We start from the raw sequence: 26,896 nt of genomic DNA, 5'->3' as shown, positions 1-26,896 counted from the left end.
CCTACAACAACTAATAACCACGTTTGGGGGAATCGCGTAAATCCTAAAAGACTTGGGAAAAGAAGTAAAAATCTCTCTCTCTGCGCCTCTGCGTGAGAAACTTACTTCTTTCCCTTCTACCCCAACGAGGATTTCAACAGTGGAAAAAATAGCCATCATTGGATTATCATGCCTCTTTCCAGATGCCAATAATCCTGAACAATTTTGGCAGAATCTCAGCAAAGAAAAAGACTCAACCTCTGATATTAGCGTAGCCGATTTAGGTTTAGATCCTAGCATATTCTACGATTCTACCAAAGGCAAACCGGAAAAATTCTACTTTCTCAAAGGTGGATTTATTCGGAACTTTGATTTTAATCCTAGCGAGTACAATTTACCTGCGGAATTTGTACAAAGCTTAGATAATACATTTAAATGGTCACTGTATGCAGCTAAACAAGCAATTGTTAACAGTGGCTATTGGGGAAATGAATCTGCACTCTCAAAATGTGGCGTAATTTTAGGAACTCTGGCTTTACCAACCAAAGCATCTAATCAATTGTTTGCTCCCATTTATCAGCAAACTATTGAACCTGCTATTGGTGAACTTCTACAGGAAAAAGATTTCCGTTTAGGTGGTTCATTAACCACAGCCAAAGCATCACCATATAATGCGATGGTTTCTGGTTTACCTGCTGCCATAATTTCCCGTGCCTTTGCGCTTTCTGGAACTCATTTATGTATAGATGCTGCCTGTTCATCATCATTTTATGCCATTAAATTAGCATCCCATTATTTGCAATCTGGCAAAGCTGATGTGATGTTAGCTGGTGCTATTAGTTGCTCAGACCCGTTGTTTTTAAGAATGTTATTTTCGGGTATTCAAGGATATCCAGAAAATGGCATTAGTCGTCCTCTTGATAAAGCATCACGCGGGTTAATTACCTCCGAAGGCATAGGAATGGTAATGCTCAAAAGATACAGTGATGCTGTTAGAGATGGAGACAAAATTTTAGCAACAATTTGCGGTAATGGTTTATCTAATGATGGTAAAGGTAAGCACCTCCTCAGTCCTAATGCTCAAGGACAAACTCTTGCATACCAAAGAGCTTATGCTGAGGCAGAACTTGACCCCCAAACAATTGATTATTTAGAGTGTCACGCTACCGGCACTCTGTTAGGAGATACCACCGAATCTAACTCTGTTCAAGGCTTTTTTGGTCAAAACCAAGCCCCACCTTTGGTGGGTTCAACTAAAAATAACGTCGGTCATTTACTCGTTGCTGCCGGCATGGTGGGGATAACAAAGACGATTTTAAGTATGTCTCATAATGTTATTCCAGCAACCATTAATGTCAGTGAACCTATGGGTTCTGAAAATAATGTGGTTTCGCCTCAAAACATTGTCAGAACCGCCACAACTTGGCCGAGTAAAGGAACTAAACACGTAGCTTTAAGCGCATTTGGATTTGGTGGAACAAACTCTCATTTAATTCTGGAACAGGGGGAAGTCAGCAAATGAGTATTCAAGAAAATAAGACCGCAAAAATGGCAATTGTCGGCATGGATGCTTTTTTTGGTGAATGTAATGGATTAGATGCTTTTGAGAGCAGTATATATGACGGAAAACAGCATTTTATTCCTTTGCCAGAAAAAAGATGGCATGGTATCAATGAACAAGAAAAGTTACTGCAAGGGTATGGTTTAGAAGCAGGAACAGCACCAAACGGCGCGTACATTGCCGAATTTGAAGTTGACACTTTAGCTTATAAAATCCCTCCCAACGAAGTTGAAAAACTCAACCCCCAGCAAACGTTATTATTAAAAGTGTGCGATCGCGCCCTCAAAGATGGTAAAATTCAACCTAACAGTAATGTAGCCGTAATTATTGCCGCAGATACAGAATTATCTGTACACCAGCTACAACAACGGTGGAATTCATCTTGGCAACTTAAAGACGGTTTAAATGGGGCAGAAATTGCCTTATCACCCGAAAAAATTACCCAATTAGAAACCATAGTTAAAGATAGTATTCACCACCAAGTTGATATTGGTGAATATCTCAGTTATGTCGGCAACATTATGGCCAGTCGCATTTCTTCTCTATGGAATTTCTCTGGACCTTCCTTCACTATTAGTGCTGTAGAAACTGCAGCTTTTAAAGCCTTAGAATTAGCACAAATGCTACTAGCTACCGGGGAGGTGGAAGCAGTAGTGATTGGTGCAGTTGACTTAGCTGGTGGTGTAGAAAACGTTTTACTTCGCAGTCAATTTAGCAACATAAATACAGGGATAAATACCTTAAGTTTTGACCAAAAAGCCGAAGGTTGGAATGTAGGAGAAGGTGCAGGTGCAGTAGTTTTGCAAAGACATGATACAGCATTGCAAAATAATCAACGCATCTATGCAGTAATTGATGGTATCAGTATCGGTCAATCTTCCTCAATGGCCATAGATAGTGAGACAATCAACCAAGTCTGTAAACAGGCATTTCAACAAGCAGGAATTCAACCCACAGAAGTCAACTATTTAGAAGTCTGCGGTAGTGGTATTCCCCACGAAGACGAAGCCGAAATTAACGGTATTCTCCAAGCTTATCCCCCCGTTGGTGATGGTTTGCACTGTGCTATTGGTAGCATCAAAGCCAATATTGGTCATACTTTCGTTGCTTCAGGAATAGCCAGTTTAATCAAAACTGCCCTGAGTCTTTACTATAAATATATACCTGCAACCCCCAACTGGTCTGGTGTAAAAACACCGCAACTATGGGAAGGAAGCCCTTTCTATGTCGCTACCGAGTCCAGACCTTGGTTTTTGCAAAAAGAAGTCAAATGCAGAATTTCAGCCATTAATAGTATTGGTTGTGACGGTTCATTTGCTCACGTTATTTTATCAGAAGAAACCCAACAAGAAGAACGCAGCAGTAGATATTTAGAGTCAAGACCATTTAATCTTTTCCCTATCGCTGGTGATGATCAGTCTAGCTTATTCTCCGCGCTGGATCACTTGCAACAAGCAATTGAAAATGCTGAATGTTTGAAAACAACTGCCAGTCAAACATTTATTAAATTTCAGCAAAATCCTGATGCAAAATATACTCTATCTATCACCGGACGCACCCAAAAAGAACTACTCAAAGAAATCAACTCAGCCAAAAAAGGTGTAACTAATGCCTTTGCAAATGGCAAAGATTGGCTAACGCCCATTGGTAGTTATTTTACACCCAAACCACTAGGAAAAAATGGCGAAATAGCTTTTGTTTATCCTGCTGCTGTTAACACCTATGTAGGTATTGGTCGTACCTTATTCCGGCTATTTCCTAAAGCCTTCGATGATGTAATAGTCAAAAGTCTTTACAAACGTGCAGCCGATGTAGAGAAACTAGTATTTCCTAGAAGCCTGGGTAAATTAACCACCAGGGAACTAGAAACACTAGAAAAGAAATTGTTAGATGATTCTCTGGCCATGTTTGAAGCAGAAATGCTCTTTACCAGATTCATCACCACAATTATCAGCGATGACTTCCAAATTAAACCCAAATATATCTTTGGTTACAGCTTAGGTGAAACCAGCATGATGGTTGCCCAAGGGGTTTGGAGCAACTTCTATCAAGGGAGTAACACCTTCAACTCTTCCGCATTATTTGGTGATAGATTATCTGGACAAAAAAATGCAGTCAGAGAGTATTGGGGACTACCAAAAAATTCTGCAACGTATGATAATAATTTGTGGAGTAACTACGTTCTGATCGCCAGTCCCGAACAAGTCAGAGAAACTTTAAAAGGTGAAAATCGCGTCTACCTCACCCAGATTAACACACCAGAAGAAGTATTAATTGCCGGTGAACCAGCAGCTTGTGAGCGAGTGATTAAAAAACTGGGATGTAATGCTTTTCCCGCACCATTTGATCATGTAATTCATGCTCCAGCAATGCAGTCAGAATACCCAGAACTATTCAGACTCAACAACTTACCAGCACAAAAAATTCCTGGAGTTACCTGTTATTCTGCGGCTGAATATCAACCAATTACCTTAGAAAGTGAAGTAATTGCCCACAATATTGCCAAAGGATTATGTCAAGAATTAGACTTTCCCCGCTTAGTAAATCGCGTTTACCAAGACGGAGCAAAAGTATTTATTGAAGCAGGTGCAGGTGGAATCTGTTCACGTTGGATAGATAAAATTCTCGGCAACCAAGAACACATCACCGTATCCTTAAATCGTCGCGGCATAGATGACCATACATCTATTGTCAAAGCATTAGCAAAATTGCTCAGTCATCGAGTCAAATTAAACCTCTCTCCACTTTATAACCTATCCTCAGCAACAGGCAAACAGAATAAAGCAGCCCTGAGAAAAGTTACACTAGGCGGAAAATCCATGGCTGCTACAATTTTGAGTGCAGAAAACCGTCAGCTTTTCCAAAAGAATCACCATCAAAAGCAACCACAAAGAATTCCCAATTACCGAGAGTATAAAATCATCAATTCCCTAAAGCCACAAATCAAAATTCCCCCTAGTGAAATTTACCCTCAACTAGAAAAACAAACCATGAAAACTATCATGGATAACGGTTTTAAACTGAAAGAAGAATTAAACTCTTCTGAGTTAACCTGCACTCAAAAACCAACACATCAAAAAAACACCAACAAAATTCAGATGAACAATTTAAAAATAGATCAGTATCAAAAACTGAGTACCAACAACTCAAAATTAACAAAAGCACACACCAGCTTTCTACAAGCTAGACAAGATTTCAGTCAACAAATGAGCCAAATAATTCAACTCCAACTAGCTTGCGCTCAAAACCTACTCAACCAAGAAAAATAATCTCTTGTAGGTTGGGTTAAGCGACCGCGCAAACCAAAAAATTACAGCAATTTCACGTATTTAAACCACCCATTGAATTAATCTTACTCAATTAATCTTAGGACTTACGCAAGAACCCTCTGAAACTCTCTTCCCTTCGTGTTCTTCGCTCCTTCGTGGTTCATTTACCTAAAAATAGCTGTAATTAAAAAGTTACATCAACCCAACCTACTAATTCATTACTTATAAACTGAGGAAAAAACTACCGTGACAACATTCAATACGGTACTAAATAAACACAATAACGGACTAACCTTTTCCAGCTTCTCCAACCATCAAAACCAAACTTGGAGAGGTTCGATAGACTGTATCGCTTTTGAACAAAACGCCATCAAAGATAAATTACTCACCTTAGAAAAACCCTGTTACATAGTTAAAATAGCAGGTAACATAGGCGTTACTAACGACGGTTACTTAACACCCGCTAACAATGCTTCTTCAGAACAAGCAGAACTATTAATATCATTACCACCTTTGGGACTCCAACAATTTGGCGACTCCCATTTTCTCACCGATCATGGTGTAAAATATGCCTATATGACAGGTGCAATGGCTGGTGGTATTGCTTCCGCAGAAATGGTAATTGCACTAGGAAAACAAAAACTGTTAGGTTCTTTTGGTGCAGGTGGTTTACCTCCAGAACGGATAGAAACAGCCATTCAACGTATACAAGAAGCCTTACCTAATGGACCCTATGCTTTTAATTTAATTCACAGTCCTAACGAACCTGCAATAGAACGCCGCGCTGTAGAATTATATCTCAAATATACTGTAAAAACAGTAGAAGCATCTGCATTTTTAGACTTAACTCCTAACATCGTTTATTATCGAGTAGCAGGATTAAGTTTAAATGCAAATCATCAAATTGAAATCAAACATAAAGTCATTGCGAAAATTTCTCGTCGGGAAGTTGCGACTAAATTTTTGCAACCAGCACCCGCAAGAATTCTCAAAGAATTACTTGAACAAGGGCTAATTACCGAATTACAAGCAAATCTAGCCAGCAAAGTACCCATGGCTGATGATATTACCGTAGAAGCTGATTCTGGCGGTCATACCGATAATCGTCCCTTGGTTTGTTTGCTACCTTCAATTATTAGCTTGCGGGATGAAATTCAAGCACAATATAATTACGAGAAACCTATTAGAGTGGGAGTAGCCGGAGGAATTGGTACACCAGAATCTGCCTTAGCTGCTTTTATGATGGGTGCTGCTTATGTAGTCACTGGTTCAATTAATCAATCCTGCGTTGAATCTGGAGCTTGTGATTACACCAAAAAATTATTAGCTCAAGCAGAAATGGCGGATATGATGATGGCTCCCGCTGCGGATATGTTTGAAATGGGAGTCAAATTACAAGTCCTCAAACGCGGAACAATGTTTCCCATGCGGGCGCAAAAATTATATGAATTATACCGCAGCTATGACTCAATTGAAGATATTCCTTTAGCCGATAGAGAGAAGTTAGAAAAACAAATCTTCCGTAAAACTATCGCTGAAGTTTGGGAAGGAACAGCCGCTTATTTATCACAGAAAAATCCTGAAAAATTAGGGAAAGCTGTTAATAACCCTAAATTAAAAATGGCTTTAATTTTCCGCTGGTATTTAGGCTTATCTTCCCGTTGGTCTAGTTCTGGTGAAAAAGGTCGGGAAGTTGATTATCAAATTTGGTGTGGTCCCGCTATGGGTGGTTTCAATGACTGGGTACGTGGTTCTTATTTAGCAGAACCTCAAAATCGTCATATTGTTGATGTTGCTCATCAAATTATGTTAGGGACAGCATTCTTATACAGAATTCAAAGCTTGAAATTTCAAGGGTTGCAAATTCCTAATTTCTACAGTCAATATCACCCAGTTCGTTCTACATTGGAGATGTAAAAATGAATTTAAAACCTGCTTATACTGCTGAAGATATCCAAGATTTCATGGTGTCCAACTTAGCGGAAGTTTTAGGAACAACACCAGAAGAAATCGACGTGCAAGAACATTTAGAAAATTATGGCTTGGACTCAGCCCAAGCTATGATTATTATTAGTAAATTGGAGAATTTACTAGGTTTTAAACCTTCTCCTGTTTTACTTTGGCATTATCCAACTATTGCTGCACTTTCTCAACGTTTATCTGAAGAAGTACCAGGTGCATCTCAACTACAAGATGCGGGAAATGGAACAGTTAATACTGTTAATATCGCTCCCCCCTTCTTAGATTTAGGTGCAGAAGCTGTACTTGACCCAACTATTCAACCAGCGGGTAATACTGCTGTTTCTGTTACCAATCCCAAAAACATCTTTTTAACTGGAGGAACAGGTTATTTAGGTGCTTTTGTAATTAAGGAACTCCTTGCAGAAACCCAAGCAACTCTCTATTGTTTGGTGCGTGCTGCTGATGTTGCAGAAGGTAAGAGCAAATTAGAAAAAAATCTCCAACAGTATGCAATTTGGGATGATAAATATAGTTCCCGAATTATCCCAATTGTTGGTGATTTAGCACAGCCACTTTTAGGTATTAGTGCAGAACAGTTTGAAAATCTAGCTGCCAATATTGATACCATTTATCATAGTGGTGCTTTGCTGAATTACGTTTATCCCTATTCAGCATTGAAAACAGCTAATGTTTTAGGAACTCAGGAAGTTTTGCGTTTAGCTTGTAAAACTAAAGTTAAGCCTGTACATTATGTTTCTAGTGTCGCTGTTTTTGAATCAACTGCTTATGCTGGTAAAGTAGTTAAAGAACAGGACGATTTTAATGATTGGCAAGGTATTTTCTTAGGTTATTCTCAAACTAAGTGGGTAGCAGAAAAGTTAGTTAAAATTGCCGGCGACCGAGGACTTCCTATTACTATTTACAGACCACCTTTAATTGCTGGAGATAGCAAAACCGGGATTTGTAACACCCATGATTTTATCAATTTGATGATTAAAGGCTGTCTACAAATGGGTTCATTCCCTGATGTAGATTATATGTTGGATATGTCTCCGGTAGACTATGTGAGCAAAGCAGTAGTTTATTTATCCAGACAGGAAACATCAATTGCTAAAGCTTTCCATTTACAACATCCCCAACCAGCTTCTTTAAAATCTTTAGTGGAATGGATACGCACTTTTGGTTTTAAATTAGAAATGATTCCCTACGAACAATGGCAAAATGATTTAATCAATAATGTCACTGACCAAGAGAATCCATTATACACCCTCAGACCATTTTTATTAGAGCGTTGGTCTGATGAACAAATCACTATCCCTGATTTGTATTTGCAAGCTAGAAGGCCAATCATTAGCTGCGAAGAAACCCTAGAAGCTTTGAAAGCAAGTTCCATTGTTTGTCCTACCATTGATTCCCAATTGTTGATAACTTACACTTCCTATTTGATGCAGACAGGTTTCCTCAGTCTCGCATAATTATAGTCTTAAAAACGTAGGGTGGGCATTGCCTACCTTACGAAATTATCATGTTAGCACCATTGAATTGCTAATACTTTTAGGTGAATATCACCATTTTTTAATATGAACATCAAAGGTCAATTACAGTGTCAAGAGACTGTTCTCATTACTGGGGCAGCTAGTGGAATTGGCTACCAATTAGCCTGTATATTTGCCTCTGAGAATTATCATCTTGTCCTGGTAGATAGAAACGAAATCAAGCTTCTAGAGATCGCTGTCTATTTCCAAGAAAAATTTAATAGTCTTGTAAAAACCATTGTCAAAGATTTATCTATAGCATCGTCTCCTGAAGAAATTTTTACGGAATTACAACAAGCTGATATCCAAGTTGATGTACTGGTGAATAATGCCGGATTTGGTACTTATGGTTTATTCAATGAAACCAGCTTGAATCATGAACTAGAAATGTTGCAAGTAAACTTAGTTTGTCTGACCCATTTAACTAAGTTATTTCTCAAAGATATGGTGAAGCGGGGTAAGGGGAAAATCTTAAATGTTTCTTCTGCTGCTGCTTTCCAACCAGGTCCTTTAATGGCAGTTTATTTTGCCACTAAAGCTTATGTTTTATCGTTTTCTGAAGCTATTGCTAATGAGTTAGAAGGTACAGGTGTAACAGTGACAGTTCTTTGTCCAGGTTCTACTGTATCTGCATTTCATGAACGCACAGGAATGGCAGATTCTAAGCTAGTTAAGGGTCAAAAAATGATGGATGCTGAAACTGTAGCTCTGATTGGATATGATGCCTTAATGCGTGGTAAAACAATAGTTATTCCTGGACTTTTAAATAAAATTCTGGCGAAAAGTGTCAGATTTTTTCCTAGAAAATTGGTGACGAAAATTGTGAGAAGTATGCAGGAAGATAAATAATAATTCAGGATTTACAGGATTTTACCTATGTTAACTACAACATTATTATAGTCCGTTAAAACGGACTTTGGCTATGAGACTGGGAATGAATTCCCAGTCGGTTATGTTATTTTGTCTGAATCAGGATTTGCAGGATTGTTATTTGATTAATTTGTCTGATAGCGTAATAACTAGAAAGTGCAGCAGTTTTAGGTAGTGGGGTTTGGTTGACGGGAGAGGTGTCAATACTTGTCGGTTAAGCTCAAAAAATAGAATTACGTAGGTTGGGTTGAGGAAGGAAACCCAACATTTATAAGCATTTGTTGGGTTGCGCTGTCGCTTAACCCAACCTACAAAAACTCTTAACCGAACAGTATTGGAAGAGGTGTTGGTTGAGAAGGGAGAAATTTATAAATAAAACTGAGGTTGATACACTAACAGACTACTTAATTGGGTTCCGTTTGAAACCAGCATATCCACCAGTAGTAAACCAATATTCCCAACTTCCACCAGAAGCATTTGACCAGTTATTGAGGTCAAATTTACCACTTCCTTCCGGTGTTCCGGCAATTTTATAGGCTTTAACAGCTTGTCCGTTATTATTCCAAATTACGGGTAAATCCCGTTTAACTTGTTCTGGTTCTGCACCGTTAATTTGCAAGAAATAGGCATCTTGTCCTTTATCTGCACCATTACCAAAGACTTTAGCAATTCCTTTTTCATCAATGGCAACAAAAGCACCTTCTTCTAAACCAATGGCAAAAGCTGAAAGTCGATTGCTATCATGAACAACTCTAGCTAATAATCCAAAAAGTCTTCCGTATCTTGTTTCTTGATGGTTTTTATCAATTCTATCTAAATGCGTATCAGTAATAACATTTTTGAGAAATGGAACTTTAATAAAATCACTGTGATAAATATCCTTTGTATTGTGGTGAAAGGGATCATTTAAAATTTCTGAACTATGCACACCCTGATGGGAAGGTACATAATAGTAGTCTCCCAAAATCGCCATACCGGCGCTAGTTCCAGCAATAGGAATCTTTTTTTCATTAATCAAATAATTAATTGCGTCTTCTACTGCTGTTCCTTCCCAATAATCTTCATAGGCATTTTGATCACCACCCGCTATAAATAGAGCGTCAGCTTGGCGGATGTATTCAATAACTTCTGGATCATCTGCTGCTTCTCGACTGTCAATAGAAAGTTCAGCAGCTGAACTGATAAAATCTCTATAATGATCACAAATCCAATCAGCGTGTCTGCCTACTCCACCAGAACGAAGCACTAAAAAATTTCCCCGATTTGCTCTTTTAAGAAACCATTGAGTAGCTGCATCTTCTCCAGATTTTTTACCTTCTGCACCACCAATTAACAGAATCCCAGGAACTGGTTTGGCTGATGTACTATTTACTTTTCCGCATTCTCTAATATAGTCAAAGTCTCGTCTTACCATAAACATCACCTTTGCTACTTATTGAGAATGACAAATTTTGAGAATCTTTGATGTTCAAAAAATACATTTTTATAAATGATTAAGAATGGTACAAGATATTGGCTATTTGTTGCCCTTTGCGTAAGTCATGATAAAAAAGAACCAAGAATAATCTAATCTAGTTCCAATACTTGTCGGTTAAGGTCAAAACAATGAAATTATGTAGGTTGGGTTGAGGAACTAAACCCAACATCTACAAGGGTTTGTTGGGTTTCACTTTGTTCAACCCAACCTACTAAAATCCTTAACCGAACAGTATTGAATCTTGTTCCCTGTCATACCAAATTGATATGAAGTTGCATAGAATTAAGATATCAAGAATAATTGAACGCAGATAAACGCAGATAAACACAGATAAAGACGGATAATCGAATTTCAAAAATCAAAAAAATACTCTTAGAAGTGACAAATAATTTTTATTGTGTTTTTTGAATCAATCTGTTTAAAGCAGAAGCTGTTTCTTCTGGTTTTCCAGATCCAGGAAAAACTAAAACACTCTTGATTGCAGGGTTATCTACTAATTCTTTTACTCGATGAAACTGTTGCTCAGTAATGGCAACTCCTTCATAATTTTTAGCATAATTTAATTCTTCTTTAAAATTAGCATCATTATAAACTTGAATAAAAACTCTATCCACATTCCATTTTTCCCAATCAGCGGCAAAATAACGTTTAGCCCAATAGGGATTATGATGACAAATATCAAAACTCACTGAAGAGTTAGCTTGTTTCATACCAGTTATCATTTGCTGCACAAAAGTAGTTAACTTAGCAGTGCGATCTACTTTTCCTGGTAATTCAGCATGATAACCTAGATAATCATCCCATTGTACAGCATCAATTTTTGGATACCTCTGGACGAACTCTACTACGATATTTTTAAAGAACTTAGCAACTTCAGGAATTTCTACATCAAGGACATAATGATCGATGCCAGGATATGTTTTATCTACACCGGGAACAATCCATTTTTTAGCAATTGCTAAATCAAAAATCGGGCTTTTTTCGTCTATTTTAATTCCTTTCTCGAAATAAGCATGAACTTCCATTCCCTGTTTATGCGCCTCATCAATTAGCCAATCTAGCCATTGGTCTTGAAATAAGTTGGGACAACTTTTATAACCTAGAGTTTGCTGCATAACTTTACTATTATACATCGTACAACCATTACCCCAAACACCGTGAATAATGGTATTAAATCCTTGAGAGCGATAAAACTTTACTCTTTCACGAATCGTTTTTTCATTGGCATTATTAGTAATTTGGTAGCGACTGAAATAAATTCCTCTAATTACTTTTTTCTGCCAAGGAGTAGCAGGCAATGGTATTTTTTGATCTGGATTTTTTTTAATCGCATCTTGCTGATTACTAGGAATATTTTTTGCAATACTTGATACAGGAGGAGTAGGTTTTGAAATGGCAATCGGTGTCTGATTTAAAATAGGAGTAGGTTTTGAAACAGCAATCGGTGTAGGATTTAAACTAGGACTAGGAGTTGAAGTAGTAATAGGTATTTGATTAAAAATAGGACTAATTATTTGTTGACCTTTAGCCAAAAGGTGGCTGATATCTAAATTTCCTTTCTGGCTAAACCACCAATAACCACCTCCTAAAATAGCTAGAATTAGAGACAATGGAATATTGGCACATCCACATCCTTTTGGTTCTTGTTTTTTGGGAGGCATAGTAATAAGATGATGAGAAGGATTAAAATTTAAAAGTCAGAATAAATCATCAATCATGCTTGCAGATATTAGGGTAATAATGTAAACAAATATAATGTGTAAATTTCCTGTGATCGCAAGCATTGTGATAGCGTAGCATGGCTTTAACCTTATGGCTGTTGCTCTGCTTGGGAAGACCCCATTCTGGCTTCTGAATTATTAGGGAGATACAGCTTAACTTCTGTATTTTCCGGTTAAGAGTCGAAAAATATTAGCTCAGTTGAGATTCTTCTCTCAGTACAGACTCTTCAGGGTTACGAAAAGCTCACACCGAGCTTACGGTACAATGTGAGCAGTTTACCACAGAGCTTGATAGCTGTGATATTATGAGAGACGTTCAAAAAATAGATAGGGTGGGCTACACCCGAATTTACGCTTGTGGACAAGAAGGAGCCGACTCCCTTGGTTGAAGCAAGAAGCAGATCCTCTAAAGTTTTCTTTAGTTGAATGACTAGCTTGAAAAAAGTTTGGTCAATTTTTGTATAGCACTGCTGCATACATTTAGAAAAAATAGAAATTTAATCAATCATGGCTCTGACGCAACAGCGCAAACAAGAACTTATCTCTGGCTTCCAAGTACATGAAACCGATACTGGTTCTGCGGATGTCCAAATCGCTATGTTAACTGATCGCATTAACCGCCTCAGTCAGCACCTCCAAGCTAACAAGAAAGATCACTCCTCCCGTAGAGGACTATTGAAGATGATCGGACAACGCAAGCGTCTTCTAGCTTATATCCAGCAGAACAACCGGGAAAAGTATCAAGCTTTGATTGCTCGCCTCGGTATTCGTGGTTAGGAACTACAGCTTATGTCTGCTGAAGAATCAGAGCGCAGTCGCTTACCTTTTGAACCAAACAAAAAGCGTCAAAAACCTGTTAAATCTCAAACTCAACCCGTAGTCAAGGCACAGGAATCAAGTCAAAAGTCGCAAAAGCAGCCACCTTTCACTAAAGAAGAAATGGCGATTCCAGAAGTGGTCAGCCAGCGGATGATCCGCAGAGTCGCTGCATTTTGTGGGATACCTACAGCTTTAGGTATTACTACACTGGTGGCCAGCTATTTGTTGGTCAGCTACGCTCATATCCAATTACCTCCCATCGCTGTGTTATTGGTGAACATGGGATTATTTGGTATCGGGGTTTTAGGCATAACTTATGGTGTTCTTTCTGCCTCTTGGGATGAAGACAGCCCTGGAACTTTAATAGGTTTGGGTGAATTTAGGATCAACTGGGGAAGGATGACTGAAGTTTGGCGTGAAACACGCAAAAAGAACGTCTGATCAGCGGCGCTCAGGTATCTTTTAGATAACTGCAATATTGGGTAAATTGGCGAAGGAATTTTGTCTGATTTATACCCAATATTCAGAAAAAGTACCTGGCGCTACATTTTTCCTATATTTTCTGGCTTAATTATTAATAATTCCAGTGGGCAAAAAATCAAGTCAACATTCCTGAGTCGGTAAATATTTTACGCAAATTTTACTCAAAAATACAGGGATTTAAAAATGATTGTTGTAATGAAAGTCGGTTCCCCTTCAGCAGAAATAGACCGTGTAACTGAGGAGTTAGCTGGCTGGGGTCTAACACCAGAAAAAATTATTGGACAACATAAGGTAGTAATTGGTTTAGTAGGTGAAACTGCGGATTTAGACCCGCTACAAATTCAGGAACTCAGTCCATGGATTGAGCAAGTATTAAGGGTAGAAGTACCTTATAAACGAGCTAGTCGTCAGTTCCGCCACGGAGAAGCTTATGAGGTGGTGGTGAACACTCCTAATGGGGATGTGGTATTTGGTGAACATCATCCTTTAATAGTGGTTGCTGGACCATGCTCGGTGGAAAATGAACAAATGATTGTAGAGACGGCGCTGCGTGTCAAAGCTGCTGGTGCTAAGTTTCTCCGTGGTGGAGCGTACAAACCCCGAACGTCACCTTACGCTTTTCAGGGTCACGGTGAAAGTGCTTTGGAATTGTTAGCTAAAGCGCGGGAAGTCAGCGGACTGGGAATAATTACTGAGGTGATGGATGGGGGTGATTTGGAGAAAATCGCCGAAGTTGCTGATGTGATTCAGGTAGGGGCGAGAAATATGCAGAATTTCTCCCTACTTAAGCAAGTCGGGGCGCAATCGAAACCGGTTCTCTTAAAACGCGGGATGGCAGCGACGATTGAAGACTGGTTGATGGCCGCTGAGTATATTTTGGCGGCGGGTAATCCTAATGTGATTTTGTGTGAACGGGGAATTAGGACTTTTGATCGTCAATATACGCGTAATACTCTAGATTTGTCGGTTGTGCCTGTGTTAAGAAAGCTAACTCACCTACCAATTATGATTGATCCTAGTCATGGTGTGGGTTGGTCTGAATTTGTACCTTCGATGGCGATGGCGGCGATCGCTGCTGGTACTGATTCTCTCATGATTGAAGTCCATCCCAATCCGGCTAAAGCTTTATCTGATGGACCCCAATCTTTAACACCGGACAAATTTGATCAGTTGATGTCAGAATTAGCGGTGATTGGTAAAGCCGTAGGTCGTTGGCCACAACCCGCATTTGTAGGCGTTTGATTAGGTGACAGGTGACAGTTAAGAAGAGAGTTTAGGGTGTGGGGAGATGGGGAGATGAGGAGAATAAATAATTATCTGTTCCCTACCTCCTGACTCCTGACTCCTGACTCCTGACTCCTGACTCCTGCCTCCTAAAAACTATCTTCTTCTGCTACCAAAGCCAGAAGAACGGCTTCCCGAAGAACGACTACCAGAAGAACGGCCACCACTGCCAAAACTACTACCAGAATTACGGCGGTTAGAGTTGGAGTTACCAGAAGGACGGAGGTTACTGCCACCAAAACCAGAACCAGTAGAGCGACCACTTGTATTTGTCCGTGGTGTTGTGCGAGTTGAGTTTCCAGATGACCTAATTGCTCCTGTAGTGCGGAAAGCGGTACGATTTCTAACGGCTGCGGGTGGTTCATTGTAGCGAGAACGGTAGCTGGAAACCGCTGAATCATAGCTAGAACCATATCCACCATAGCCGGTCATAATCCCGCCTGGCTGATAAACGGGGGGAACATAATATTGAGGTCTAAACAACAGACTACCAATAGCTTGACCTGCTACGTTACCAGCCAAAGAGGCCGCAAAAGGTGTCCAGAAGTTAGATTCTCGCCGCACAATGACGGTTTCTTGTTGTCCTGTTTGAGGATTGGTTTTGGTCTCGGTGACGTTGTGAACGTACTCAAGTTTAAAGTCTTCTGTCAGGTACAAAGCTGGTTGTCCATTTTCTACTTTTAAGTAACTTTTTTTACCTGCTTTGATTTCTTCATCTGTCAGCCTTGCCATTTGTAGCTTTTCAGTGGTAAATGTTGGCGGCTGACTACCGAGTAAAAACAGGGTATACTCGCCATTGGCATCGTTATAGCTGGCTTGTTGTACTTCATACTGTCCATCATTCAACTTAGTGGGAGTAGCTCTTTGGCTGGTACTTTGGCTACCACTTCCTGGAGAAGATGTAGTTTGGTTTCCTCCCCCACAGGCGACAGTTGTCAAGCACAAACTCAGGGCTAAACAAGCGATTGTAAATTTACGCATTATAGTTTTGATCATTGCATGATTGTCCTAATTTGTTAGCTATCATTACCGATGGTAAGTCTCATAACTACAGACTAACCAACAAGTTACAATGGGATCAATTCCGGAAAATACTGCAATAACTGATCATTAGTCAGTTCGTCACCTAACTGCGCTGGTGAAAAATGCACTTGGATGGCTCGGAGTTTATGTTTTTGGTGTAAATTAATTAAAGCTTTCAACCCTTCTTTTAAGGCTTGGATATTAGAAAGGTCAGTTTCCAAATCTGGAACTTCTCCTTCATAAGCCGCTGTCAGCATCACCACTACGTTGCGGGTTACAGGAATAGATAAAGGTTCATCGAATCCAGAGGGAGAATTAAAATCGAATTCAGTGCCATATCTTTGGGCGGAGTCAGTAAATAATTCATTGACATAATCTCCCGCTTCTCCTTCACTCCAAAACACATCTCCTTCGTTAGCTGCTGAGAGCCAGTATTCATCATATCTGAGCAGGGTTTCGCAAATTTCTACTAATTCTTGCCCCAAAACTTCTAAATCGCCATCAGCATCAATGGCTTCTCTCGCAGCGCGGTTTAAAACTCCTAAAATTGGTGCTACTTCACTACCGCTTAAATGCAAAAATAAACGACAAACTACATAGCGAGTTCTGCCTATCATTTTATTAAATAAATTGCTCATTTTTCTTCTCCAGTAATTTCTTTGGTTAGTTAATGAATCAGCAGGAGTCAGGAGTCAGGAGTCAGAAGAAGCAGGGGGGCGGGGTGCGGGGTGCAGGGGAGAAGAGTGATCCCTCTTGCTCCCTGCTAGAAAGCTCCCTGCTCCTTGTCCTCTTCACTGTCACCTGTCACCTGTCACCTGCTAGAGTAATTAGGACTTACTGCTGATGAATAACGTAAAAACCTTTGACAAAATCTATGATCATCTTTAATGAAGGCATAATATATTCTGATTCACCAGATATATTATCATCTGCATTACTACTAGAATAACGGTTTACAAATCGTTTGCCAAAGTTAGGATGATCATAGATGGTCAACGATTGGGCGCTAGAATTGGTTAATATTGTTTGGGTCGGTGCTTTAAAAAATCTTAGTTTTGCCGCTACTTCTAAATTTTTTTTCGTTTGTTTAATGGTCTTAGATTTATTGATAGTTTCCTCTATCAGCAACATTAATTTTTCTGCTATTACGGGTGATTTGAAACTAGTTTTAGTCACTGCTTCTTGACGAATCATATCTACTAACGTGTAAATAACTTTTTGGGTGGCAGTGGCATCTTTAAAAGGAAGAATTGCCATAAAAGCTGTGGGTAATAAAGCTTCATCGCTATCTACTCGAAAGGTGAAAACAGTCCTGCGGCTGCTAATTTCTAGGCTTGGAGGCTGAATTAGTCCCTGGTATTCTTGAGCTATTTGGTAATAAGTACCAGCAAGAACAAAGTTAGCTTCGTGTTCTAAGGGTAAGTCAACAATAATACGGATTGTTGGCGGTGTCGCATTAAAAAAGTCACGTAATTCTTCGTCATTGAAATTTTGGATGATGCTGCGATCGCCTGTGGGAGAAAGATCAACCCATTCACATTTGATGCCTTCAATTTTTAAACCAAACCTGGGGGTAGCATAAAGCTTGGCACCAGTTAAGGTAGACCCAGTTAAGTCAGCACCCATCCATTCAACTTTAATTAATTTTGACTGAGTTAAATTAGCGTGTACTAAACTTGCATTTGTTAAATTCGCATTAGTCAAGTCTGCTCCTGTTAAGTTGGCTCCACTCAGTTTAGCTCCACTTAAATCCGCCCAAATTAAATTTGCTCCTCTTAAATCAGCCCATCTCAGATTTGCCCCAGTTAAATCTGCTCCACTGAGGTTAGCCATACAAAGATTGGCTTGCCTGAGTTCACTGTCTCGTAAATTTGCGCCACTCAGGTCTGAGGAAGTCAGGTCAGCGGCGCTGAGGTTAGCCATTTCTAAGTTGGCTTCCCGCAAGCAAGAACCTCTTAAGTTGGCTTCGTTGAAATTAGCTCGCCGGAGATTTGCCTGTCGCAGTGTAGCTTCTCGTAAGTCGGCACTGTTAAGGTTAGCTTCACACATATCAGCGCGACTAAAATCAGTGCGAATTAACTCGGCTCGAATGAAGGAAGCTTGACGCAGTTGAGTGCGAGTCAGATCCGCACGCATTAAATTAGCAACATTGAGACTACAATTGTTAAGAATTGCCCCAGCCAGATTTGCACCACTGAGTCTAGCTACATTTAGCCTGGCATAACTTAAATCAGCGTCGGTAAGATTGATGCCACTGAGATTAGCTACGCTCAAATTAGCGTCGCTGAGATTAACACCACTCAGTTTAGTGCCACTTAAGTTGACTTCAGCCAACTCAGAGCCACTAAAATCTAAGACTCCCGTTGCATATTTTTCTAGTAATTCCTCTATAGTCATGAATCTACCTCTCGGATGCCAACTTTAATAGTTGGTAAAGTATGCAGAGAATATTTCAAAGTTTAGTTGTCAAGGGCAAAAATGAAAATTGGTATTTTAGGACTGGGACTGATAGGCGGTTCGTTAGGTTTTGATTTACGCTCCCAAGGACATCATGTTTTAGGAGTTAGCCGCCGTGAATCAACCTGTCAAAAAGCTATTGATATCGGCAGTGTCGATCAGGCTTCAGTTGAGTTGAGTCTATTGGCATCTGCTGAAGTTGTGTTTATTTGCACCCCTATAGGACTTATTGTGCCTCAAGTTGAACAGTTAGTTGCTCATTTGCCTGAGACTACTATTGTGACTGATGTAGGTTCAGTAAAAACACCTATAGTAAATGCAATTTCTCCTTTATGGAAAAATTTTATTGGTGGTCATCCAATGGCGGGAAATACAGATGTGGGTATAGAGGCCGCACAGCGAAATTTGTTTGTAAATCGGCCTTATGTACTCACACCAATAGAGACAACGCCAACTAGTTCCATGATAGTTTTAGAGGAAATCGTGCGATCGCTTGGTTCTATTATCTATCATTGTCAGCCAGAAAAACACGACCGGGCTGTGAGTTGGATTTCCCATTTACCCGTCATGGTGAGCGCCTCTTTGATGGCTGCTTGTTTAAGTGAAACAGATTTAGAAATTTTGCAATTAGCCCAAAACCTAGCTAGTTCAGGATTTCGTGATACCAGCCGTGTTGGTGCTGGCAATCCAGAATTAGGGGTAATGATGGCGCAATATAATCGACAAGCATTGGTAAATTCACTACACCAATACCGTCAAAATCTTGACACATTTATTAACCTGATTGAACAAGAAAAGTGGGAACTGTTAGAAGACAAGCTCAAGTTAAATCAACTAAATCGTCCCAAATTTCTGGAATAGGATGTAGGAGTTCAGGAGTTCAGGAAGAAGAAGGAAGAAGAAAGAAGTAATTTTTCTCTGCTCCTCTGCACCCCTGCACCCCTGCACCCCTGCACCCCTGCACCCCTGCACCTCTGCGCCCCTGCACCTCTGCTCCTCTGCACCCCTGCGCCCCTGCGCCCCTGCACCTCTGCACCCCTGCTCTCCTGCTCCTCTGCACCCCTCATTCCCTCCATAAAGCTATACCACCTAATAACCCGGTGATATTGGGAATCAGCTTGACGTTTAAGGGTAAATTCATATTGACGCGCACGGCTTCACCACCACCAATGTAAAGACAATCATAGTTAAAGAGATGCTGCAAAGAGGCGATCGCTTTTTGTAAACGCCTATTCCACTTCTTATCACCAATCTTTTCTAAAGCAGCACGTCCTAGCTGTTCTTCATAAGTCTCCCCTTTGCGAAATGGATGATGTCCCATTTCCATATTCGGAACCAACTTCCCATCTACAAACAAAGCTGAACCAAAACCAGTCCCCAGGGTAATTACTAATTCTACGCCTTTACCCGCAATTGCTCCTAGTCCTTGCATATCTGCATCATTAATTACCTTCACAGGTTTATTTAGCTGTTCAGATAGTGCTGTTGCTAGATCAAATCCAATCCAATTAGCATCCAAGTTCGCTGCTGTTTCTGTAACTCCACTGCGAACTACACCGGGAAAACCTACGGAAACCCGATGATACTCACCTTGGGATGCGGCTAATACAGCAATGGCATTAATTACTACTTCTGGTGTCGCTGGGTGGGGTGTTTCTAGCCTTCCCCTTTCTGTTAACGGTTTCCCGGTGATATCCAAAACTATAGCTTTAACACCACTTCCGCCAATATCAACTGAGAGAGTGCGAACTGATCCGTTATCTTCAACCATTGGGGTTTTTCCCTTATGCTGCAACTTCTTTGGCTATTATGCGCTGTTAAATTCCAGTCAGTAGCAGATATTCCGAGTGTTTTCACAACTTCTTGAATTTAGCGGTGACAATAAAGATGGGGAGATGGGGAGAATAACCTTTTTGCCTATTGCCTCCTGTTACCAACCACCAATTATCAAAAATCTATATCGTCAGACCCATCTAGATTTGCTAGTGTAGAAGTAATGCGAAGATTGCTGATAGTAGCATAGCTCTCTCTTAAAATTCTTATCAGAGAAAAAATTATGACGGTATTTGAATCTAACAGTCTGCGTTCTTACAGCCAAGAAGAGGTGCAGCAAATTCTACAATTAGCGATCGCCCGTCAAACCGATGATCGTGATCAAGAATTTTCATATCAGCAAATCATTGAAATTGCTGGCGAGTTACAAATTTCACCAGAAGCAGTTAAACAGGCTGAATTTGACTGGATAGCCCAACAAAGCGAAGTACAACAACGCAAAGCGTTTGATCTTTACCGCCAAGGTAAATTCAAAAAACGTCTTGGTAATTATGCAATTGTCAATAGTTTTTTCATACTTGTAGATTTGGTTGGTGGTGCTAGTCTTTCTTGGTCACTATACATTTTGCTATTCTGCGGACTAGCAATTGTACTTGATATCTGGAATACCTTTCAAAGCAAAGGTGAAGAGTATGAAGCTGCTTTCCAAAAATGGAATCGTAAGCATCAAATTAAACAAACTATCAATACAGTTCTGAATAAATGGTTTAAGGCATTTCAAACATATTAACATTGGTCATTGGTCATTGCTCATTGGTCGGTTGATGGAGTATTGGTAACATAATTTTAGTAGTGTTTATAACAAAAACAAGTTTTTAATTTTATTTAAAAATTAAAAATTTGATGGGATTCAGAATACAGAATAAATAAGCCTTTGAACAGGATGATATTTTACACTTTCCAGATATTTTCTGAGAGTCAGCCTTCATGATTTCTCGAAAAATTTGCTTCTCTATAGTCCTGATTTGGTAAATATTCTGACTCCTGACTCCTGAATTATTACATTTGGATGAATATTGTTGATTGAGAAATCATTAACATATCCATCAAATATTGTCGTGGCAATTTGACATGATTTTTGATTTAGGGTGCTGTATAATCAAAAGATAATTAAACTAAATTGCAGGTAAATGAAGTAAAAAATTTTAATCAAAAATAAAGTATCAAGCGAAGCTGCTTATACTTTTCACTCCTGAATTATTACGCATTATTTATCATGCAGTCACTCTTCTCAGATCATGATATGCTGCTTAAATCCCGATTGCCAAAATCCTCAAAATCCAGATGGAAAACAGTTTTGTCTAACTTGTAACACCCCCTTAGTACCACTTTTAAGAAATCGTTTCCGCGTTATTAGGGTGCTTTCAGATGAAGGGGGATTTGGCAGAACCTATCTATCAGAAGATACAGATAAATTAAATGACGGTTGTGTAGTTAAACAGTTAGCACCAAAATTTCAAGGAACTTGGTCACAAAAAAAAGCAATGGAGTTGTTTAGTGAAGAAGCAAAGCGACTTCGAGAACTAGGAGAACATCCACAAATTCCCACTCTCTTAGCTTATTTTGAACAAGATAACTGCTTGTATTTGGTACAACAGTTTATTGATGGAAATAATTTATTACAAGAGTTGCAGTTAGGGAAGAACTATAGAGATTGGGATATTCAATCTATTTTGCTGGATTTGTTGCCTATTCTTAAGTTTATTCATAGTCGAGGAGTGATTCATCGAGATATCAAACCTGAAAATATTATCAGACGTAAAAGTGATGGAAGATTAACGCTGATTGATTTTGGTTCTTCCAAACAATTAACAGCAACAGTCCAGAAAAAACATGGTACTTCAATTGGTTCACATGGTTATTCTTCCATTGAACAAATTAGAGATGGTAAAGCTTACCCTGCTAGTGATTTATTTGGTTTGGGTGCTACCTGCTTTCATTTATTAACGGGAATTTCTCCTTTTCAATTGTGGATGGAACATGGGTATAGTTGGGTAAAAAATTGGACAGATTATTTGCGATGTCCTCTCAGTCATGAATTAGCAATAATTATTGATAAGTTGTTACAAATAGATATTCAGAATCGCTATCAATCGGCTGATGAAGTTATTAGAGATTTGAGTAAACAGTACACACATCTACTAGCACCAGCTAGTAATTCATCTTTAGCAGCACCACTAAAGAAAGCGGATTATCCTAAAAAATATATTTTTCTGAGAAATTTACTTTTAATACTGGGGACGATTGTATTTTTAGGTTTGGGAGAATTTGGCTATAGACACTTTCACCAAATACAAACGGCTATTTCTTCTCGCTTGAATACCCCGCAAAATAGTAAAGCTAATAGTGATGCTGTTGTTCATCAACCACCATCAACTTCTTTAGAAAAGATGGCTTTAGAAAAAACTATTGCGGAACAAAATGAATTAGTTTCATCTGTTGCTATTACCCCAGATGGTCAGACTATTGTTAGCGGTGGTAATCGCGTTATTAAATTATGGAATATTGCCAAAGGTCAAGAAATTACAGTCCTGAAAGGACATATGAAAAATGTCAATGTGGTAGTTATTAGCCCAGATGGTAAAAATCTGGTCAGTGGTGGTGATGACAAAACAATTAAAGTTTGGAATTTAAGCACAAAAAAGCTGATTCATACCCTCATCAGTCATACTGACTCAGTTCATGCTTTGGCTATTAGCAAAGATGGAAAAACTTTGGTGAGTGCTAGTGATGACAAAACAATTAAAGTTTGGAATTTAGCCACAGGAAAGCTAATTCGTACTCTCAAAGGCCATGCTTACTGGGTGCGTTCTGTGGCTATGAGTCCTGATGGTGTCACCCTAGCAAGCGGTAGTTTTGATAAGACTATTAAACTGTGGAATATTACCCAAGAAAAACCAATACATACATTAAGTCCAAATTCGCAAACTGTCACATCTTTAGCTTTTAGCCCAGATGGTAAAAATCTCGCTAGTGCTAGTCGCGATCGCAAAATTAAATTGTGGGATATAAATACAAAGACGGAAGTTCGCACTATTACAAAACCAGATAATAATGTGACATCTTTAGCTTTTAGCCCAGATGGTAAGTCTCTTGTTAGTGGTAATCGGGATTGTACGGAATGTAACCAAACTATTAATCATAATATTAAAATATGGGATGTGGCTACAGGTGAGGAACTTTCAACTGTCACTGGACATACCAACACAGTCACATCTCTGGTTTTTAGTGCTGATGGTAAAACTTTAGTTAGTGGTGGAGAGGATAATAAAATTAAGATTTGGCGCTTTTCACAGTACAGCAGGGAATAGGGAATAGGATAAAAAATAAATTCTTTATTCTGACTCCTGACTCCTGTACGGGCGTATCCCTAACGGGACTGGAAGCATCAGCATTCGGGTGATAAATTATCAGTTTTAGCCAAAGGATATTTTCCGAATGCTTCGCCCCTACTGCTAATTTATTAACGTCGATCTCTTTCCAAATCATCAATTACTGTTTGCAAATACCACTCCTCCGCCATACCAGGATAAAAATCTTTCTTTTGCTGAATTAATCTCTGGGCTATTTCCCAGTGTCCCCCAACCATGCGTAACAGTCGTTGACGTAATAAGTTATAGGTGGCTTTGTTTGTTGCTGGGATAGATGACTGGATTTTTTGCAGGCTATTTAATACTTGTTGATAATTGTCCCAATCTTCTTGTTGACAATAGATACTAGCTGCTTTTTGATAATCTTCCACAGCATTGGGCATTTCTTCTAAACAAGTGTAGGCAATACCACGATTATAGTAAGCTAAGGGATGATCAGAATTAATTTGTATTGCTTGAGAGTAATCTTGAATTGCTGCTAAATAATTACCCATTGCTTGATAAACATTACCTCTAGCAATATATACTAAACTTTCTTGAGGCTGGATTTTCAGGGCTTGATTGATATCAGCTAAACCTCCTTGATGATCTCCGATTTGAGAACGGGCTTTTCCGCGATTCCGATAAACAATAGCATCTTTAAAATTGAGTTCTATGGCTTGATTAAAATCTGCGATCGCATCTCGATAATTTCCCATTTTGCAATATACCACCCCACGACAGCAATAAGCTTGGGCATCTTGATTATCAGCTTTTAATATCCAGTTTAAATCAGAAATTGCTGCTTTTGTGTCTCCCTTTTCTGCTTTTTCTAATAATTGTGTAAAATAATCTTGAGTAGATATAATTGGTGTAGATTTGGTAATAGCTTGATTTGGTGTAGGTTCTGCTTTTGGTTGTAGCTGTTTAATCTTCTCTAAACAAAGGCGAGTATTTTCTTGATCTTTTTGTTCTAAATATAATTCTGCTGCTTTTTTAAAATTAGCGATCGCATCTTGAATATTTCCTTGTTTGCGCTGCACTATTCCCCGTAAATCATAAGCAGCAGCATCATTAAATTTAAACTGAATCGCCTTTTCTACATCTTCTAAAGCACCAGGCAGATTTTTTAAAGTTAACTTTGCTAAAGCCCGAAAATAATAAGCTTTGGCATTTTCCGCATCTAGTTTGATAGCTTCAGTGTAATCAAAGACGGCTTGCAGAATTGTACCTGAGTTGTAATATGCCAAACCCCGTTCCATGTAAGCCTTGCTAAAGTAAGGATCTAGCTGTATTGCTTGGTTAAATGCCTCAATAGCACCACCATAGTCTTTTTGTTTCGCTTGTTCTAATCCGCGATTGTAAAATTCTGAAGTCATAACTTTGCATTGTGGAGGGTTTACTGTATACTATTAAAACACGTTTACTTAAGTAGAGGAGCAAAATGGTGACGATAAAACTGCCCACTAGCTGTACATTGTCAGTTATCAGTCAGCATTGAATCCTATTTTTACTATAAGATAACCAATAAGTATTGGTGAAAAATAAATTTTACATTTAGGAGGGGGAACAGGGAATAGGGAACAGATAAGCAATACAGAGATTTTTATTTGTTCCAAAAATATTCAATTAATTTCGCTCAGGTACTTACCAATTTTATTAATCTCAGCAATCATATTATGAAAAAAAATCAATTTTCCCAACTTTCCTTGATGGAAATTTTAAAGCTAATTAAAACTTTAAAGAACTCAATTCAAAAATATCTGCGAGTGATGTTAGTACATGAAACAACTCTTAATGATGACTGTAAATCTACTAAAAAATACATATCTTCAGAAATCGTCGCCACACCAGAAACTAAAGATATGCCGATTTATTCTTATGCGATGAAGGGAGATATATTCTCACTACCTAATATATTCACTACTAATTTATATCAGGTTATTTATTATGCGAGGTACAATAGTCTTTTTACTTGGAAGCGAGAATTAATTGTTGATTCAGTGATGGGTCATATCAGGTTAGACAAATATAGTCTTAGGGCTTTATACTTCAAAAGACCAGAAAAAATTTCTGGTGTCAGCAGTGTATTTAGATCAGTCTTTAGTGCTAACAACTATTACCATACTCTGATAGATCATCTTCCCAGACTCTATTTGATAGATCAACCTGATTATAAAGAAATTGAAGAAATAAAACTACTAGTTCCAGATAAATTAACCAATATAGAACAATATTTTTTAGATAAGATTTTGCCAGAAAATGTTAAAATAAAAGTGGTAGAGATAGATAAACTTTATATGATAGAAAATCTGATCTTTCCTAGTTTTCTATCTCATAAAAATTCAGGATATTTGCCATCCAATTATTTAAACTACTTCTGGAGTAAAGTTCTTCCAAAACGACCAAGAAATAAGATAAATCGTATTTATATATCAAGAAAATTATCGGACAAGTCTAGTCAACGTTGTGTTTTAAATGAGGATGAACTAATTGAGAAACTTCAACATTATGGTTTCAAAAAATATAGTCTTGAGGATATGTCAGTCGATGAACAAATAGAGCTTTTCTATGATGCTATATGTGTCATAGCACCTCATGGTGCAGGGCTTACTAATATCATTTTTTCAGAAAAGATTAATGTTATAGAAATGTTCCCAGCATCAGGTATATTGCCTCATTTCTATTATCTTTCAAAATCACTTGAACACAGCTATAGATATTGGTGTGGTAAAGCTGGTGATAAAGATGCTAACTTTAAAGCTGATATCAAGGAAGTTTTAGAAATTTTGGGTAGCCTTGTGTCTGAATAGAAACAATTTTTCATAAAGTCTGAAGAAAATTACTATATTGAGCAGCCTTATACCAAATTAATATGAAGTTGCATAGAATAAGATTTCAAACAGAATTGACCGAACCTAAACGTTGATAAAGACTGATGAATTCATGGATTTCATGATTCTGTGCAGCCTCACATAAAATTGGTATTAGAGGATGTCTATAAAGTATCAGCCTCTATAAAAAACACCCTGATCCGCTCTTGTTAATGGATAGCTTAGGGCTTGCTGAAAAAGTCTTTTCGTGGAGGTAGGGAACAGGGAACAGGGAACAGTTTTAGCTGTTTGTTACTGTCAAATTTTCTGATTTATTCAGTGCCAAAATGCAGTCTTTTCGTACTACACCCTTCAAAAACTTTGCACCTACTTTCTTTTTTATCAGCCTCAAACTCTTTATTCATAGAGGTTTTGGCTTTATTCAGCAACCCCTAGCTTA

At 38.6% G+C, this 26,896-nt stretch carries 19 protein-coding genes; 12 read left to right on the top strand and 7 right to left on the bottom strand.

Features of this window, described 5'->3' with window-relative positions; genetic code table 11:
• Positions 1-139: 139 nt before the first annotated feature.
• The 5 genes from H6G06_RS14520 to H6G06_RS14500 all read left to right on the top strand — a co-directional run bounded on the left by H6G06_RS14520 (position 140) and on the right by H6G06_RS14500 (position 9,155).
• Positions 140-1,501 carry a beta-ketoacyl synthase N-terminal-like domain-containing protein gene (locus H6G06_RS14520; protein WP_190561276.1) on the top strand — a complete coding sequence of 454 codons (1,362 nt, stop codon included), beginning with the start codon at positions 140-142 and terminating at the stop codon, positions 1,499-1,501.
• Positions 1,498-4,809: a PfaB family protein gene (locus H6G06_RS14515; RefSeq protein ID WP_190561274.1), complete on the top strand. Its 3,312-nt coding sequence runs from the start codon at positions 1,498-1,500 to the stop codon at positions 4,807-4,809. The genes H6G06_RS14520 and H6G06_RS14515 overlap by 4 nt, the downstream gene beginning before the upstream one ends.
• A gap of 246 nt (positions 4,810-5,055) precedes the next feature.
• On the top strand, positions 5,056-6,726 hold the full coding sequence (locus H6G06_RS14510; RefSeq protein ID WP_190561272.1) for a PfaD family polyunsaturated fatty acid/polyketide biosynthesis protein: 1,671 nt from the start codon (positions 5,056-5,058) through the stop codon (positions 6,724-6,726).
• 2 nt (positions 6,727-6,728) lie between these two features.
• Positions 6,729-8,246: a thioester reductase domain-containing protein gene (locus H6G06_RS14505; RefSeq protein WP_190561270.1), complete on the top strand. Its 1,518-nt coding sequence runs from the start codon at positions 6,729-6,731 to the stop codon at positions 8,244-8,246.
• A gap of 105 nt (positions 8,247-8,351) precedes the next feature.
• Positions 8,352-9,155 carry an SDR family NAD(P)-dependent oxidoreductase gene (locus H6G06_RS14500; protein WP_190561268.1) on the top strand — a complete coding sequence of 268 codons (804 nt, stop codon included), beginning with the start codon at positions 8,352-8,354 and terminating at the stop codon, positions 9,153-9,155.
• A 421-nt stretch (positions 9,156-9,576) separates the two neighbouring features.
• On the opposite strand, the gene H6G06_RS14495 is transcribed toward H6G06_RS14500, so the two are convergent.
• A complete protein-coding gene (locus H6G06_RS14495; protein WP_199306711.1) occupies positions 9,577-10,590 on the bottom strand; it encodes a cyanophycinase in 1,014 nt (337 codons plus the stop codon).
• 455 nt (positions 10,591-11,045) lie between these two features.
• Positions 11,046-12,314 (bottom strand): family 10 glycosylhydrolase, encoded by a 1,269-nt coding sequence (locus H6G06_RS14490; protein ID WP_190561264.1) that lies wholly within the window; start codon positions 12,312-12,314, stop codon positions 11,046-11,048.
• A gap of 567 nt (positions 12,315-12,881) precedes the next feature.
• Between H6G06_RS14490 and rpsO the strand changes: the two genes are divergently transcribed.
• From rpsO to aroF, 3 genes are all read left to right on the top strand, one after another.
• A complete protein-coding gene (gene rpsO / locus H6G06_RS14485; RefSeq protein ID WP_190561262.1) occupies positions 12,882-13,151 on the top strand; it encodes a 30S ribosomal protein S15 in 270 nt (89 codons plus the stop codon).
• Positions 13,152-13,163: 12 nt separating this feature from the next.
• Positions 13,164-13,634, top strand: coding sequence for a PAM68 family protein (locus tag H6G06_RS14480; protein WP_190561260.1), 471 nt, complete (start codon positions 13,164-13,166; stop codon positions 13,632-13,634).
• Between the two features lie 225 nt (positions 13,635-13,859).
• Positions 13,860-14,918: a 3-deoxy-7-phosphoheptulonate synthase gene (gene aroF / locus H6G06_RS14475; RefSeq protein ID WP_190561258.1), complete on the top strand. Its 1,059-nt coding sequence runs from the start codon at positions 13,860-13,862 to the stop codon at positions 14,916-14,918.
• A 138-nt stretch (positions 14,919-15,056) separates the two neighbouring features.
• On the opposite strand, the gene H6G06_RS14470 is transcribed toward aroF, so the two are convergent.
• From H6G06_RS14470 to H6G06_RS14460, 3 genes are all read right to left on the bottom strand, one after another.
• A complete protein-coding gene (locus tag H6G06_RS14470; protein WP_190561256.1) occupies positions 15,057-15,956 on the bottom strand; it encodes a hypothetical protein in 900 nt (299 codons plus the stop codon).
• A 71-nt stretch (positions 15,957-16,027) separates the two neighbouring features.
• Entirely contained in the window at positions 16,028-16,621 is a 594-nt protein-coding gene (locus tag H6G06_RS14465; protein ID WP_190561254.1) for a DUF1517 domain-containing protein, read from the bottom strand.
• Positions 16,622-16,817: 196 nt separating this feature from the next.
• Complete coding sequence (locus tag H6G06_RS14460) at positions 16,818-18,380, bottom strand: pentapeptide repeat-containing protein (protein WP_190561252.1); 1,563 nt, start codon at positions 18,378-18,380, stop codon at positions 16,818-16,820.
• A gap of 81 nt (positions 18,381-18,461) precedes the next feature.
• Here H6G06_RS14460 and H6G06_RS14455 point away from each other — a divergent pair, with 81 nt between their 5' ends.
• Positions 18,462-19,301: a prephenate/arogenate dehydrogenase gene (locus H6G06_RS14455; RefSeq protein ID WP_190561250.1), complete on the top strand. Its 840-nt coding sequence runs from the start codon at positions 18,462-18,464 to the stop codon at positions 19,299-19,301.
• 202 nt (positions 19,302-19,503) lie between these two features.
• Here H6G06_RS14455 and H6G06_RS14450 read toward each other — a convergent pair whose 3' ends face one another.
• The gene (locus tag H6G06_RS14450; protein WP_190561248.1) at positions 19,504-20,211 is read right to left on the bottom strand and encodes an ROK family protein; all 708 of its coding nucleotides are present in this window, start codon (positions 20,209-20,211) and stop codon (positions 19,504-19,506) included.
• A 285-nt stretch (positions 20,212-20,496) separates the two neighbouring features.
• Between H6G06_RS14450 and H6G06_RS14445 the strand changes: the two genes are divergently transcribed.
• Both H6G06_RS14445 and H6G06_RS14440 read left to right on the top strand, forming a co-directional pair.
• Entirely contained in the window at positions 20,497-21,003 is a 507-nt protein-coding gene (locus H6G06_RS14445) for a 2TM domain-containing protein (RefSeq protein WP_190561246.1), read from the top strand.
• Positions 21,004-21,511: 508 nt separating this feature from the next.
• Positions 21,512-23,584 (top strand): serine/threonine-protein kinase, encoded by a 2,073-nt coding sequence (locus H6G06_RS14440; RefSeq protein ID WP_190561244.1) that lies wholly within the window; start codon positions 21,512-21,514, stop codon positions 23,582-23,584.
• Positions 23,585-23,736: 152 nt separating this feature from the next.
• Here H6G06_RS14440 and H6G06_RS14435 read toward each other — a convergent pair whose 3' ends face one another.
• Entirely contained in the window at positions 23,737-25,002 is a 1,266-nt protein-coding gene (locus H6G06_RS14435) for a tetratricopeptide repeat protein (RefSeq protein WP_190561242.1), read from the bottom strand.
• A gap of 300 nt (positions 25,003-25,302) precedes the next feature.
• Here H6G06_RS14435 and H6G06_RS14430 point away from each other — a divergent pair, with 300 nt between their 5' ends.
• Positions 25,303-26,436 carry a glycosyltransferase family 61 protein gene (locus H6G06_RS14430; RefSeq protein WP_190561240.1) on the top strand — a complete coding sequence of 378 codons (1,134 nt, stop codon included), beginning with the start codon at positions 25,303-25,305 and terminating at the stop codon, positions 26,434-26,436.
• Positions 26,437-26,896 lie beyond the last annotated feature (460 nt).

It is taken from the genome of Anabaena sphaerica FACHB-251 (genome assembly GCF_014696825.1).
Taxonomy (GTDB): domain Bacteria; phylum Cyanobacteriota; class Cyanobacteriia; order Cyanobacteriales; family Nostocaceae; genus RDYJ01.
The sequence above is the reverse complement of the archived record's forward strand: the minus strand, read 5'-3'. Positions and strand labels throughout refer to the sequence as shown.

Coding starts and splice junctions, on each gene's coding strand:
- H6G06_RS14505 (WP_190561270.1), top strand. CDS start 6,729: ATGAATTTAAAACCTGCTTATACTGCTGAAGATATCCAAGATTTCATG.
- H6G06_RS14480 (WP_190561260.1), top strand. CDS start 13,164: ATGTCTGCTGAAGAATCAGAGCGCAGTCGCTTACCTTTTGAACCAAAC.
- H6G06_RS14470 (WP_190561256.1), bottom strand. CDS start 15,956: ATGATCAAAACTATAATGCGTAAATTTACAATCGCTTGTTTAGCCCTG.
- H6G06_RS14445 (WP_190561246.1), top strand. CDS start 20,497: ATGACGGTATTTGAATCTAACAGTCTGCGTTCTTACAGCCAAGAAGAG.
- H6G06_RS14460 (WP_190561252.1), bottom strand. CDS start 18,380: ATGACTATAGAGGAATTACTAGAAAAATATGCAACGGGAGTCTTAGAT.
- H6G06_RS14435 (WP_190561242.1), bottom strand. CDS start 25,002: ATGACTTCAGAATTTTACAATCGCGGATTAGAACAAGCGAAACAAAAA.
- H6G06_RS14500 (WP_190561268.1), top strand. CDS start 8,352: ATGAACATCAAAGGTCAATTACAGTGTCAAGAGACTGTTCTCATTACT.
- rpsO (WP_190561262.1), top strand. CDS start 12,882: ATGGCTCTGACGCAACAGCGCAAACAAGAACTTATCTCTGGCTTCCAA.
- aroF (WP_190561258.1), top strand. CDS start 13,860: ATGATTGTTGTAATGAAAGTCGGTTCCCCTTCAGCAGAAATAGACCGT.
- H6G06_RS14490 (WP_190561264.1), bottom strand. CDS start 12,314: ATGCCTCCCAAAAAACAAGAACCAAAAGGATGTGGATGTGCCAATATT.
- H6G06_RS14495 (WP_199306711.1), bottom strand. CDS start 10,590: ATGGTAAGACGAGACTTTGACTATATTAGAGAATGCGGAAAAGTAAAT.
- H6G06_RS14450 (WP_190561248.1), bottom strand. CDS start 20,211: ATGGTTGAAGATAACGGATCAGTTCGCACTCTCTCAGTTGATATTGGC.
- H6G06_RS14515 (WP_190561274.1), top strand. CDS start 1,498: ATGAGTATTCAAGAAAATAAGACCGCAAAAATGGCAATTGTCGGCATG.
- H6G06_RS14440 (WP_190561244.1), top strand. CDS start 21,512: ATGATATGCTGCTTAAATCCCGATTGCCAAAATCCTCAAAATCCAGAT.
- H6G06_RS14430 (WP_190561240.1), top strand. CDS start 25,303: ATGAAAAAAAATCAATTTTCCCAACTTTCCTTGATGGAAATTTTAAAG.
- H6G06_RS14455 (WP_190561250.1), top strand. CDS start 18,462: ATGAAAATTGGTATTTTAGGACTGGGACTGATAGGCGGTTCGTTAGGT.
- H6G06_RS14465 (WP_190561254.1), bottom strand. CDS start 16,621: ATGAGCAATTTATTTAATAAAATGATAGGCAGAACTCGCTATGTAGTT.